Source organism: Streptomyces sp. NBC_01232 (assembly GCF_035989885.1).
Taxonomy (GTDB): domain Bacteria; phylum Actinomycetota; class Actinomycetes; order Streptomycetales; family Streptomycetaceae; genus Streptomyces.
Genome location: NZ_CP108518.1, coordinates 8,224,823 through 8,238,386, shown reverse-complemented (window position 1 = coordinate 8,238,386; position 13,564 = coordinate 8,224,823). Strand labels below are relative to the sequence as shown.

The window sequence follows — 13,564 nt, the reverse complement described above, 5'->3', positions numbered from 1 at the left end:
GCCGGGCAGCGCGGGCTCGACAAGATCCGAAAGAGACGGCCTAGGGTGGCCCCATGACGGGTTCCACGGGCCGCGCCCTGCTCTACCTCGACGTCGACGGCCCCCTGATCCCCTTCGGCGCCGGCCCGTATCCGCCGGGCGACGGCGCCAACCCCCTGCTCGCCCGGATCGATCCCGCGCTCGGCCCCCTGCTGGCGGCGCTGCCCTGCGAGCTCGTGTGGGCCACGACGTGGATGGAGGAGGCCAACGAGTGCGTGGCGCCCCGGCTCGGCCTCCCGGAGCTGCCCGTGGTGGCCTGGCCGGAGCCTTCCGACGAGGACGGGCGGGGCGGGCTCCACTGGAAGACCCCGGCCCTCCTCGACCACGCGGCGGGGCGCCCCTTCATCTGGGTCGACGACGAGATCACCGGCGCCGACCGCGCCTGGGTGGCCGCCCGGCACCCGGACCGGGCGCTCCTGCACCGGGTCGATCCGGGACGGGGTCTGACCGGGGCGGACCTCGGCGCACTGCGCGCGTGGCTGCGCCCGGACTGACCGCCGTGCGCCGACTGGGCGGATCTCAGCGCGGCGCGGGCTGCGCCTCGCCCGGACCGGCCTTCCAGGACGCGGCGATCAGGGAGCGTTCCGCCGCCGCCAGGTGGGTGGCCGCGGCCAGCCAGGCCCAGGCGTAGCCGTCGGGCGAGGGGTCGGCCAGCCGGCCGAAGACGTCGCGGGGACGGCGGTCGGCCTCCGCGGCCAGGGCGGCGGCCAGGTCCGCCGCCGCGGTGAGACCGGCCCGGCGCAGCGGCGCGTACGAGGCCGAGGCCAGGGACGCCGTTCCGCGGGCCGTCTCGGCCAGGGCACGGCGGCCGCCCGCGACCCCGGTCTCCAGGAGGCGGCGCACCCGCCACAGCGGGGAGTCGGCCAGCGGGTCCGGGCCGTCGGCAGCCGCGGGCTCCGGGGCGAGGGCGGCCCCCGCCGGGAAGTGCATGCCCTGGAGGCGGTCGTAGCCGAGGTCGGCCCGGCCCAGCCATTCCTCGGGCAGTCGCAGCGTGTAGTCCGCTCCCGGCACCGGGCCGACGGCCAGCGGGCGGAGCGTGGCGGCGCGGTCCAGGTCGGGGCGGCCCAGGACGCGCAGCCGGAGACCGGGGTACGAGGCGATGCGGCGCAGGTTGTCCGTGTGCGCCAGCTCCGGGTGCGGGTGTGCGGGCAGCAGTCGCAGCAGGGGCGCGTCCGGGCGCGTCTCGCGGACGAGGAGGTGTTCGCCGGCCGCTCCGACGACGGTGACGTCGCAGCCGAGCAGCGCGGACTCGGTTCCGTCCGGGTCCGCCAGCAGTTCGGCGACGGCCTCGGCGGCCGGGCGGGCGAAGAGCGGGGCTGCGGGCCGTTCGGTCCAGGCGATGCCGGGCAGCGGGGTGGCCCTGACCCCGCGTCCGGCGCCGAGCCGGCCCTCCGGGGAGACCGTCGCGCCGACGATGCGCAGGCCTCCGCGGGCGAGGCCTGCGTGGTCGAGGACGGCGCCGCCGAGGGCGACGGAGGCGGAACCGGCTCCGCGGGCGCGGGCCAGGCCGCCGGGGCGGACGTCCGAGACCGAGTAGCGGGTGCCGTCCGGGGCCATCAGGTGGGTGACCACTCCGCCGTATCCGGTGGCGGAGAGCACGGGTTCCCGGCACAGGCCCTGCACCTGGAGACTGCCGCCCGGCGCGTAGGCCCGGCGGGCGGTGCCGGTCAGTGCGGGGTCGGCGGATCCGGAGGCCAGCACTGCGGCCGTGTGCAGGAGTTCGCGGAAGGCTCCGGTGAGGTCGCCGAGCCGCTGCCCGGCCCGGCGTTCGCGGGCGGCGCGCAGGCCGCGTACGACCCGCAGGGCGGCTGCTTCCGCGCGCGGCAGCCCGGTGAGGCGGGCGGTGTGCGCGGCGCGCAGCAGTTCGGCCTGGACCACCGCTCCGCCCGCCGTGACCCCGGCGGCGAGGGCTTCTGCGGCCACGTGCCAGAGGGCGGCCGCGGCGCGCAGCTGGGCCCCGGTGAGGGCCGGCGGAGGTTCGGTGGGGGCCGCGGGCTCGGCGGTCGACGTAGGTTCGCGGGACGCGGCTGCCGTGGCCGGGTCCGGCCCCCGGTCCACGGCCGGCTCCGGCCCGGGCTCCGGCTCCGGCTCGGGCTCGGGCTCGGGCTCGGGCGGTGTGTCCGCGAGCGGGGCCGCGCCCAGGGCCGCGGCCCGGTGCAGGCAGCGCGGCGCCAGCAGGCAGCTGCACGTGGCCTGTTCCGCCGTGGTGATCGCACCCGCCGGACCGGGGCGCAGGGTGACGAGGGCGTCCTCGCCGAAGCGGAGGGTGACGGTGCCGTCCGCCCCGGCGGTGGCGCCCGCTGCGCAGCCCTCGGTGGCGGCGTCCAGCTTCTTGCGCAGGCGGGGGGTGAGGTTCTCGACGGCTTCGGCGAGCACCTCGGGGGCGACGGGCGGCAGTTCGGTGCTCAACGGGACTCTCCACGGAGGCGGTCGCCCACCCAGCGGGCGAGGGCGAGGGGACTGAGGGCGGCCACGGGCATGCCGGCCGCCACGAGTTGCCGCGCGACCGGGACCGAGTACCGGGGCGTCCCCTCGTCGTCGAGCGCGGCGCAGCCCAGCAGGTGGGCGCCGGACGCGGCCAGCGCGCGGACCTCGCCGAGGAGCCCGCCGATCGGCGCGCCCTCCTCGAAGTCGCTGACCACGACGACGAGGGTGCGGCTCGGGACGGTGATCAGGGAGCGGGCGTGCGCGAGACCGGCGGCGATGTGCGTGCCGCCGCCGACGCGGACCTCCAGCAGCAGGGAGAGCGGGTCCTCGACCCGGTCGGTGAGGTCCACGACCTGGGTGGAGAAGGCGAGGAAGTGGGTGGACAGGGTCGGTACGCCGCCCAGCACGGCCGCGGTCAGGGCCGACCAGATGACGGAGGCCTCCATGGAGCCGGAGACGTCGACGACCAGGATCAGCCGCCAGTCGGCCTCGCGGCTCGCCCGGGTGCTGAAGACGGGCCGTTCCGGGACGACGACCACGCTGCCGTCGGCCCGGCGCCGGGTGTGCGCGAGGTTGGCGCGCAGGGTACGGGCCAGGTCGAGCCGGCCGCCGGGGCGGCGGGTGGGGCGCGGGGTGGCGAGGCCGGAGAGGGCCGGGCGCATCCGGGTGGCGAGCTCCTTGGCGAGTTCGTCCACGAGCCTCTTCACCAGGGGTCGCAGCTGGGCGAGTTGGGCCTCGGGCAGCCCGCCGGCGAGGGACAGTACGGAGCTCAGCAGTTCCACGGAGGGCCGTACGGCCGCCGGATCGAGCTGGGTGAGGACGTCGGTGCGGCCCGCTTCGGCCGCTCCTGCCAGCACCTCCTCCCGTACGTCGGCGCCGAACAGCGCCTCCAGCTCCTGCGACCACTCACGGGCGGTGGGGAAGGAGGCGTCCTGGCCGCCGCCCCGGCCCTGGCCGGTTTCGAGGTCGGCGGAGCCTTCGCCGCGCCCGGCGCCGTACAGCTCGTCCAGCGCGTGGGCGTAGCGGCGGGCGCCCGCGGGGAGCCGGTCGCGTTCGCGGCCGAGCAGCAGCCGCCAGCGGTCGGCGGGGGCGAGCCGCAGGCCGTCGCCCCCGCCGGACTGCCGGCTCGGGGCCGTGTCGGGGGCCTCGGGGACCGGGGCCGGCGTCGGCGGCGTCGGCGTCGGGGTGTCCGGCGCGGCCGGTGGGCCGGGCAGCGGGAGGGCCTTCAGGGCGGCGAGTCCGGCGGCGTCGGCGGCGGCCCACAGGGCGAGCAGGGCGGGTGACGCGTCGAGCGCGAGGTCGATCCGGTCGCCGAGTCGCTCGGTGACGGTGTCCAGCAGCCGGTCACGGGCGGCGGGCGACAGGGCGTCGAAGCCCCCGCGCAGGGCCGGGAGCCGGTCGAGGAAGTCCTGGTCGGCGAGGTGCTCCACGCGGTCGAGGAGCGGGGTGAGGGCCGCCGGCGAGGACTGCAGCAGGGGTCCGGCGGCGGTGAGGAGTCCCCCGAGCCGCCGGGTGAGGGCGCGCCGGGTGTCGGCGGTGCCCGCGCTGTCGATCCATCCGGCGGCGCGGCCGCCGAGCTCCGCGGCAGGGTCGAGGTCGAGGAGGACCCGTACGGCCAGGGCGGCGCCCTGCATCAGCGGGGACGCCGAGTCGGCCAGGGCCGCCAGGGCGTCGTCCGTGCGCAGGCCCAGGTGGTGGGCGGCGGCGCGGTCGGCGAGGGCCACGAGGGCGGTCGCGTCGGCGGGGTCCTCGCTCCCGGCGAGGCCGGGCAGGCAGCGCACGGCCGCTTCGAGGAGGTCCCCGGCGAGGCCGGCGGAGGCGGCCCGGGAAGCGGGCGAGGTGCCGGGCAGGTGGCCGCGGTGGAGGGCCTCCAGGAGGTCGAGGGCGTCGAGGAGTTCGGGCAGGGTCGCGGTCTGCGGCAGGGCGGTGGCCGCCTCGTGGAGGCGTACGTCGACCAGCTCGGGCAGGTCGCACCGCGCGGCGGCGGCCAGGCCGGCCAGGATCTGCGCCGGGGTCGGCCCGCCGTCGGCGGCGGCGCGGCGGGCGGTTTCGCGCAGCGTGCCGGCGGCCGCCTGTCCGGCGGTGACGCCGCGCACCCCGGCGAGGTCCAGCCGGGCCGGGACGGAAGGCGTCCAGGACAGCCGCCACTTGGTGCCGAGGGCGGTGCCGTCGCCGGTGGCGGCGACGGTGAGGGGCTCGCCGTAGGAGGCGCCGCACACGAGGAGCCGTTGCAGCAGGACCTCGCGGCGGCCGTCGAGGGCGGAGCGGAGCGGGTCGAGGCGGATCTCGCGGGGCGCGGGGTCCTCGGGGGCCGGCAGCCGCAGCGCGGCGAGTTCGGCCTCGACGGAGGGGCCGAGGCCGGAGCGCGGCGCGTGCGGGGTGATCCGGCCGCGGGCCGTGCCGACGAGCACGGCCTCGAGGGCGCGGGCCAGCGCCCGGCCCCGGCCGAGCGGTTCGCCCTGGCCGAGCACGGTGGTCACGGCTTCGAGGAGCTCGCCGCGGCCGGGCGCGGGGAGCGCGCGCAGGGTGGCGAGGTCGCAGGCGAGGCGCAGGGTTTCGGCGGCCTCGCCGGTGCCCGCGGTGTGCCCGGCGCGGCGCAGCTCCCGGCAGAGTCCGGTGACGGCCACGGAGGCGGCCTCGCGGACCCGGCCGGGGTCGCCGCCGGCTTCCAGGACGGCCTGCTGCCAGCGCGGGTCCCGGATCCCTGCGGGGTATCCGGAGCGGGAGTCGAGCAGGTCGAAGGAGTACGGCACGAAGGAGGTGACGGCCGGGTCGGAGCCCGCGGCCGGCACCGCGGAGGCGGCGCCGCCGTCCCGCGGCCCGGGCACACCCCTGGCCCCGGCCCGGTGCGGCTCGAGGCCGGTGCCGGCCTCGGCGCCGGACCGGTGGCCGGAGTCCGCATCGTGGTCGTGGGCGGAGCCCGGATCGGCGCCGGAGCCGGAGCACCGGCCGCAGCCGGACTTGGCCCCTGCGTCCGCGTCGCAGTCGTGGGCGCAGCCGGCCCCCGGGCCGTTGCCGTGGGCGGCCGGCGCGCTGTCGGCGGCCGTGCCGGGAAGGACGGGGGCGTGGAACGCGCCGATCACGGCGGCCACGCGGTGGCCGGCGGCGACCGCGCCTGCGATCACGCCCCGCATGTGGGCCTCGCGGGCCAGGTCCGTCGCCGGGACGGCGCTCGTGTCGGCGCGCAGCGCCCAGCCGACGCCCAGTGCCGCACGGCGTACGGCTTCCGGGGTGCAGCCGGGCGCGAGGACCTCCACGGCCCGGTCCCACAGGTCGTCGCCGTCACGCCCCGTGCCGGCAGCGGTGAGGCCGTCGGCGAAGGACCCGCCGGGCCGCTGCCCGGCGAACGCTCCGGCCGGGTCCGAGCCCTGCTTCGGGTCCGCGCCCCGTCCAGTGCCCGGGGCCCGGTCCGAACCGGGGTCCGCCGCCGGATCCTGCCCGGGGCCCTCGCCCGGGGCCGAAGTCGGGGACGGGGTCGGGGACGGGGACGGAGCCGCCGTCGGGCGGGTCCAGCCGCGGTCCGACAGCGGGAGGTCGCAGCAGATGACGGCCGCGCCGGACCGGCGGGCCCAGCGGATCGCGGCGAGCTCCGGGGAGAAGTCCGCGAACGGGTAGAACGCCAGCCGGCCGTCCTCCCCCGTGCCCGCCAGGGCGACCGGCGCGACCGTCTCCGGGTCGGCGAGGTGCTCCAGCCACGGCTGGAACTCCTCCGGGAGCTCGACGCAGACCACGTCCGCGCCCGAGGCGTCCAGCAGGTCGGGAACCACGGCGGCCAGCGCGGGGCTGTGGTGGCGCACCCCGATGAGGTACGGCTCACGGGCCGCGGCGAGGGCGTCGACCGCGGCGCGCGGGTCGGTGTGCGTCAACGCAGGCTCCCGCGCAGGTCCCAGAGGCGGCGCCACATCGGCGAGCCGTCCTCGGCCCGGCGCCGGACCGGGCCGTCCCAGTACCCCAGCAGCCGTCCGTGGTCGGCCGGGTCGTCCTTGCGCACGACGCCCAGCAGGTGGCCCGGGAGCAGGTCCAGCACGTCCCCGCCCGGCAGGTACGCGGCGGCGACCCCGAGCGAGGCGGCCACCTGGACGGCTTCGGCGGTGGACATGACCGTACCGGGGCGTTCCACGTCCCAGCCCTCGGCGGAGCGTCCGGAGCGCAGATCGCGGAAGACGGTGACCAGGGCGTCGAGCACGGCGTCGTCGACGCCGAAGGCGGCGCCGGCCCGCTGGACGGCGGCGACGGCCTGGCGGCGGATGAGCGTGGCCTCCGCGTCCGCGTCGGCGATCGGCGCGACGGTCTCGAAGTTGAAGCGGCGCTTGAGGGCGGCGGACATCTCCGAGACGCCGCGGTCACGCAGGTTGGCTGTGGCGATGACGGTGAAGCCGGGTGCCGCGGAGACCACGGCGTCCTCGGTGGCGGTCAGTTCGGGCACGCTGATCCGCCGGTCCGAGAGGATCGACACGAGCGCGTCCTGCACCTCGGGCAGGCAGCGGGTGATCTCCTCGACGCGGACGACACGTCCGGTGCGCATGGCGGAGAGCACCGGGGAGTCGACCAGGGCCTGCGGGGTGGGGCCCTGGGCGAGCAGCAGGGCGTAGTTCCAGCCGTAGCGGAAGGCGTCCTCGGTCGTGCCGGCGGTGCCCTGGACGGTCAGGGCGCTGGTGCCGCTGACGGCGGCCGCCAGCAGCTCGGACAGCATCGACTTGGCGGTACCGGGCTCGCCGGTGAGGAGCAGGCCGCGCTCTCCGGCGAGGGTGACGACGCAGCGCTCGACGAGGGCGCGTTCGCCGACGAACTTGGGGGCGATGGCCAGCTTGGCCGGGAGTCCGGCGCGGCGCTTCGGCAGGGCCAGTTCGGCCCCGTCGCTGCCGCAGACGAAGGTGACGACGGCGCGCGGGGTCAGGGCCCAGCCGGGCGGGCGGGGGCCCGGGTCCTGGGCGGCCAGGAAGGCGAGCTCGGCGGCGTGGCGCTCCTCGGCGGGCAGCACCTGCCGGGCGGCGGGGGCGGATTGTTCGGTGACGGTCATCGGGTTCCTCTGGGCTGTGCAACGGGCGGATGGTCCGGGGGCGCGGCGCACCTGCGGGCAGGTGCGCCGCGCCGTTTCCGGTGTGCGGGGGCGGCCGCGCCGGCCGACGCCGGTTCAGCGGCGGCGGATCAGCAACGCCGGTTCAGCAGCGCCGGTTCAGCGACGGCGGTCCGGCGGCCGCGGTTCAGCGGCGGCGGGCGCGGGTGCGCTTCACCTTGAGCTCCTCGAAGCGCGGCACGTCGCCCTCCCGGACCCGCTGCCAGGCCCGGCGGTAGAGCTCAGCGGCGGGTTCGGTGGGTGCCAGCACGCCCCGCAGCGGAGCCTCCCCGACGCTCAGGCCGTACATCGGCAGCTTCCACTGCTCGACCGGAAGCGCCGGCGAGGCCATTTCGGCCCATCCGCCGGGCAGGAACAGCGAGCGCCCGGCCCGGCTGCGGCCGGCCGTCACCACCAGTTCGGTGGCGGCCAGTTCGGCGCGGGCGGCCTTGAGCCGGGCCGGCTTCCAGCCCGTCCAGCGAGCGGTGTTGCGGTCGGTGGGGTCGGGCATGGCGAGCAGCGCGAGGTAGAGGGCCGCCGCGTCGGCGCCCAGGCCGTGCGCGGCGCTCACCTCCTCCACCAGTTCGGGCACGGAGCGGCCCGGGTCCTGCGGCCACCAGGTGCCTTCCGAGTCCACGCCGCCGGCCGCCGGGGCTCCCGGGTCGGCGAGCAGCGCGGCGAAGCGCGGATCGTGGGTGGTCCGCAGCGCCCTTTCGACGGCGGAGGGCCGCTGGTCGTCGCCGCGCAGCACCGGCAGGTACGGGTCGGAGCCGGTGGAGTCCAGCAGCGCCGGGCGCAGTGCGGGCCGGGGCTGGTCGTCGTGGGTGGCCATGACGACGGCGCCGTAGCGCTCGTAGCCCTCGCCGGTCTCGGTCGGTGTGCCCGCGGCCTTCCGGAAGTCGGGAAGGTTGGTGTAGTGCGCGATCTCCAGGAGCAGTTCGGGCGCGGCGAGCCGCTGTCGTACGGCGGTCAGTGCGGGCGGCAGGGCCGCTCGTACGGGATCGCCCGCGGGCAGCCGGTGGGCCAGCCAGGCGGCCATCGCCATGGTGCCGGTCAGCGTCTGCGCGGTGAAGGGGTCGGTGGCCGGTTCACGGGGCTCCACGTGGTCGCCCTTGACCGTCCAGGCCACGTCGACGGAGAGCTCGCGTGCGGCCGCGGGGTCGAGCAGGCTCGCCAGGATGCGGTGCGGGGCGGTGCCGCGCACGGCGCGCGCGGCCTCCGTGGCGAGCCAGTCGGGCACGGGGGTACGACGGCCCATGCGCCGGTTCCAGATCTCCGCGGCGGCGGTCACGTCGGGTCCCTCGCTCCACAGCTTCGCCGGATCGGCGGGGAGCAGGGCCCCGACGATCGCGCGCCGCAGCTCGGCATCGAGGCTCTTGAGCTCGTCGCGGGCGTAGGCGGCATCGGTGGCCTTGACCCCGAGGGCGGTGCGCAGTTCGGGTGCCAGGAAGTTGCGTTCGAAGGTGTCGATGTCCGGGAGTCCGGCGAGCACCAGGCGGGCAAGGGCGCCCGAGACTCCGGTGAGCCGGGCGAACTCCTCCGCGGCTTCGGGGAGGAAGGGCACCGGGCCGTGCTCGGCGGCCCCGCCGAGGAAGGCCGTCAGCCAGCCGGGGCCGCGATCGCGGTCGCCGAGCGGGGCGTCGCCGCGCAGGGTGTAGGGGCCGGGGACGGTGAAGCGGCCGGTGGGGTCGTACAGCAGGGCGCCGAACTCGTGGCCTTCGGGCACGGATTCGCTGTGCTCGGTCAGGGCGAGGACGGCTCCGCCGCCCAGCGGCAGCAGGCTGCGGTGGTGGACGTTGCGTTCGCCCTCCGGGGTGAGCAGGTGCTGCCGGTCGAGGCGGAGCAGGACCCGGCGCCAGCGGTCGGCGGACCCTTCGGCCGAGGCCAGGCCGAGGGCGTCGACCGCGCCGAGCAGGGTGAGCAGACCCGCCCGCTGCTCGTCGGTGGCCGCGACGGTGACGGCGCGGTAGGCGACGGCCGCGGGCTGGTCGAGCAGCGGCGTCCAGTGGAAGGACCAGTAGGGCAGCGCGGGCGTGTCGAAGTGCAGCAGGCCCGGCACCTGGGTGGCGTCGGTCCGCGTGCGGGCGGCCTCGAGTTCGCACAGCGTGTAGTGGGCGGCGTCGCTCTCGCCGCTCCAGCGGTAGTAGCCGGGGCCGATGAGGCCCTTGAGCCCCTCGGCGATCAGCCGGTCGCCGGGGCCCTGCTCGCGCTCCTCGACGGGGGTGGTGTCGGGGTGGAGCCGGGCGGCGATCGCGTCCAGGACCTTCTGCTGGGCGAGGGTGAAGCGGAGGACCTCGACGATGCCGCCGATGATCTTGGGCGCGGTGATCCGCGGCAGGGCGGCGCCGACCAGGTCGGGCAGGTCGGCGGCCTTCTCCGCCGCTGCGGCCGTCTTGAGCAGCGCTGCCGCGGTCTCCCGGTCGGCGGCACGCAGGACGGCCGAGCCCTCGGCGTCGCGGGGGCGCAGGGCGTACCAGTGCGAGAGCGGCGGAAGGTCCACGCTGCCCGTGCCGAAGGCGGTGCGGCGGCGGTGGCCGTCGCGCGACCGGGCGGTGATCACGCCGTCCGGGTCGGTGATGCTGAGCTCCTGCCAGTGCTGGGACAGCGCGCGGGGCCGGTCGTCGCCGGGGAAGGCGAGGGCGGCGACGGGCGCGTCGCGGCCTTCGGGCACGGCGACGCTGCGTCCGCCGGTGTCGGTCCCCTGCCAGCCGTGACCGGGGACGCGTACGGCCCGCCAGCCGAGCAGGCCGCCGGCGGGCTCGCCCAGGACCGAGCCGGCCACGGTGGGCGCGGGCCTCAGCCAGGTGCGGCTACCGGTGCGCTGCGCGGTGTCCGCGTCGGCGCGCAGCGCGTCGGCGAAGAACGCGGGCAGGGAGTGGCGCCCGTAGGTGCCGCCGACGGGGTCGTACTCGAGCCAGCCGCTGTCGGTCTGCTGGTCGCGGCGCTGCCACGCCCAGTACGAGGTGCCGTCGGACAGCAGGGGCCGCTCGTCGGGCAGTTTCGTGTCGCCGCGGTGCAGGACTCCGCCGCCGGTGGTGCGCCCGCCGCCCGGGAGGGGCAGGGAGAGGTGTTCGCTGCGCAGCGACCAGTGGCTGCGGTCGGTGTCCAGGGTGAAGACGGTGCCGGGCGAGTGGTGCCAGTAGGCCTGCGTCCCGTTCGTGCTCCAGGAGGACCAGAAGACGAGCAGCTCACCGTCGACGTAGTGGAAGCTGTGGTGGTGCGAGTGCCCGGTCGGCACGCGCAGGTCGTGCGTGAGGACGGTGGACTCGGCGTCGATGACCCGGACCTGGGTCTGGTTGGCGACGATCAGGTAGGGCCAGGCCTCCACCACGTTCAGGGCCTCCCGGCCCTGGCCGGGGGCCAGTTCGGTGACGGCCTCCTCCCAGGAGGGCCAGGCCAGCTCCTCGAAGAGACCGCCGCGCAGGGTACGGGCGAGGGTTTCGGCGAGGTCCGCGGCCGCGGCGGCGGCCACTTCCGCGGGGGCGAGTTCCAGGGCTTCGGTGGGCAGCCAGCTCAGGCGCGCGATCGCGTCGGGCACTCCGGGCAGACCGGCGGCGCTGGAAGCCAGGGCGACGTCGCGCACCCACGTGGCCAGGAGCGGGCGGCCGCCGGGCGAGGCGGCGACGCACCGGACGACCTCTGCGCTGCCGTTGCCGAGGCTGTTCAGGGCGCGGCGGAACGCGGGGTGGAAGCGCTCGTCGGCGGCGAGGGCGAGCAGGTCGCGGCGCTCGTCGCCGTCGGCCCACTCGGTCAGGTTCAGGTTGTCGTACCGGCGCCGGCGGTTCTCTGTCTCGGCCTCGGGGTCGACGACCGGTACGTCCAGGGAGAGCAGCAGGTCGAGGAGGTCGGTGTCCTCGACGCCGACCTGCAGGCCCGCCTCCCGTTCGGGCCGGGCGAGTTCCGTGCGCAGCTGTCCGGCGCACCGCTCGGTGAGGTCGAGGAGGGCCGGGAGGGTGGGGCGCCGGCCCCAGCCGGAGTGGCGGGCGGCGTGGAAGCGCTCGAGCCAGCCGGCCGTTCCGTCGGCGCAGCGCTCCTCGGCGGGCAGGGCTCCGTCGGCGAGCCCGGCGGTGGCGCCGGACTCCTCCAGGATCTCCAGCCACAGGGCGGTGAACTCGCCGCCGTCGCCGCTGGGCGGCGTCAGCCCCAGGAGGGTGCCGCGGACGGCGGGAACGCGCCGCGCGAGTGCGACGAGGGCTCCGCGGTGGGCCTTCCACCAGCCGAGCGCGGCGCGCAGGGTGGCGGGCAGGGGCAGCAGTTCGGCGAGGTAGTCCTGCTCGGGTTCGGTGCCGGTCAAGCCCGCGGCCCGGGCGAGGCGGCGCAGTTCGGCGGCGGCCTGGGCGGAGGGCGGCAGCCCGCCGGCGGTGCGGCGTACGCACAGGCGGCGGAAGCGGTCGTAGGCCTCGGCGGCGGTGACACGGCCGGCCAGGGCCTTGCCGTAGCCCGTGAGCACCTTCACCGGCAGGGCGCCGACGAGGGCGAACTCGAGGAAGACGGCGTCGAGGCGGTCCTCGTCGATGCTCAGCCCGTGCTGGGCCTCGGCGGTGCGGGCCCGGCCGAACAGCTGGGCGGCGTAGGTGGTGTTCTCGACGGCGAGGAAGAGGCGCGCCGCCTGCTCGTGGAAGAGCGGCAGGAAGTGCGGGACGGACGCGGCGAGGCGGTCGGCCAGTTCGAGGCAGGCGTCGAGGGCTGCCTTGGGCTTGGTCTTGGCCTGCCGGGCGATCCGGTCGAGCTCGGGGACGACGGCGAGGGCGTGGTGGCCGTCCTCGGGGTGGTGGACCAGGACCCATTCGGGGAAGCCGAGGGCCTGGCGCTTGCTCAGGCCGACGACGGGCGGCTCGCCCTCGTCCCGTACGAGTCCCAGGAAGCCGGCGGCGAGGTCCTCGGCGGCGCCCAGTTCGGCGGGCGCGAGCCGGACGACGACGCGGTCGTCGCCGAGCCCGGGGTGGCGGTAGGAGCGTGCGGTCAGCTCGACGGCTCCGGGGGCGGCGTCCGCAGTGTCGTACGGCAGTACGGCACCTGCCTTGAGGAGCAGTTCGGCCTTGTGCATCTCGGTGTCTTCCTGGTTGGTGCTCACGCGTCCCCGCCCTCCTCGATCTTGCGCCCGGCGTAGAGCGCCGCGGCCATCCGCATTCCCTCGGACCAGGCGACCGGTCCGACCTCCGTCAGGCGTACCGCCCGGCCGTCCTCGTCGTGCCAGCTCAGGGCGCCGGTGGTCATCTCGTCTTCGTAATAGGGTTCGCCGATCCACACGGCCGCCTCGGTGCCGCTGCCGGAGTCCCGGACCTTGCAGGTGGCGTAGCCACCGGAGACCCGGTAGCCGAGGCTGGTGGCGCGGGCCGCGAGGCTGAAGCGGGTGGGGAAGACCCCGCCCGCGTAGTCGCGTACCTCGGTGGCGGTGGCGGCGAGCTCGGCGGGCTTGCGCCAGGTGGCCCGGTGGATCTGCTCGACGCGCTGCACGATGCCCAGTTCGGCCGCGAAGTCCCGTACGTCGTCCAGGTCGGGCAGGAGCACCGGGTGCGGCAGGGTCACCGTGCGCGGGGCGAGCCGTACGGTCTCGCCGTCGAGGTTGACCACCTTCAGCTCGCCGGACGCGGTGGCGTCCCGCAGGAAGCCCACCTCGTCCGGGTCGTCGCCGACGACGGCCACGTCGCGCAGGGCGCTCTGCCAGGCCTCGTCCGGCCAGACCCGGGCGAGCAGTTCGGTCGGCACGGGCAGCGAGGAGACCATCCAGCCGTCGACCTGTGCGACGCAGGCCGCCTCGTGCCGGTCGAGCCACTCGGCCAGCCGGCGCAGCCGGTCCACCTCGGGATGGTCCTTGAGTGCCTTGGGCAGTGTCTTCAACTGCCGCCCCGCCGTCCGCCCGGTGGCGGACCTCGCCGCCACCCGTCCCTCCACCAGGGCGATCTCGTACCCCTCGCCCGCTGCCAGCCAAGCCATCAGCCCGTGCCCCTCCGCCTGTCCCGTACTGTTCCGCGCAGCCCTGACAGGGGGGAGCCGACCCCCCTGAGCTGCGGTATGCCGGGAGACTAGCGAGGGCCACTG

General features: G+C 77.0%; 6 protein-coding genes. 1 reads left to right on the top strand and 5 read right to left on the bottom strand.

Annotated elements, in window-relative coordinates; translation table 11 throughout:
* The first annotated feature begins 53 nt into the window (after positions 1–53).
* Entirely contained in the window at positions 54–533 is a 480-nt protein-coding gene (locus OG444_RS37845; protein ID WP_327266397.1) for an HAD domain-containing protein, read from the top strand.
* Positions 534–558: 25 nt separating this feature from the next.
* On the opposite strand, the gene OG444_RS37840 is transcribed toward OG444_RS37845, so the two are convergent.
* The 5 genes from OG444_RS37840 to OG444_RS37820 form a co-directional block, all read right to left on the bottom strand.
* The gene (locus OG444_RS37840; RefSeq protein ID WP_327266396.1) at positions 559–2,448 is read right to left on the bottom strand and encodes a hypothetical protein; all 1,890 of its coding nucleotides are present in this window, start codon (positions 2,446–2,448) and stop codon (positions 559–561) included.
* Positions 2,445–6,332: a vWA domain-containing protein gene (locus OG444_RS37835; protein ID WP_327266395.1), complete on the bottom strand. Its 3,888-nt coding sequence runs from the start codon at positions 6,330–6,332 to the stop codon at positions 2,445–2,447. The genes OG444_RS37840 and OG444_RS37835 overlap by 4 nt, the downstream gene beginning before the upstream one ends.
* Positions 6,329–7,486 carry an ATP-binding protein gene (locus OG444_RS37830; protein ID WP_327266394.1) on the bottom strand — a complete coding sequence of 386 codons (1,158 nt, stop codon included), beginning with the start codon at positions 7,484–7,486 and terminating at the stop codon, positions 6,329–6,331. Before OG444_RS37830 ends, OG444_RS37835 begins: the two co-directional genes overlap by 4 nt.
* Before the next feature lie 184 nt (positions 7,487–7,670).
* The gene (locus tag OG444_RS37825; RefSeq protein ID WP_327267053.1) at positions 7,671–12,569 is read right to left on the bottom strand and encodes a DNA-binding protein; all 4,899 of its coding nucleotides are present in this window, start codon (positions 12,567–12,569) and stop codon (positions 7,671–7,673) included.
* A gap of 23 nt (positions 12,570–12,592) precedes the next feature.
* Positions 12,593–13,459 (bottom strand): DUF4132 domain-containing protein, encoded by an 867-nt coding sequence (locus tag OG444_RS37820; RefSeq protein WP_327266393.1) that lies wholly within the window; start codon positions 13,457–13,459, stop codon positions 12,593–12,595.
* Positions 13,460–13,564 lie beyond the last annotated feature (105 nt).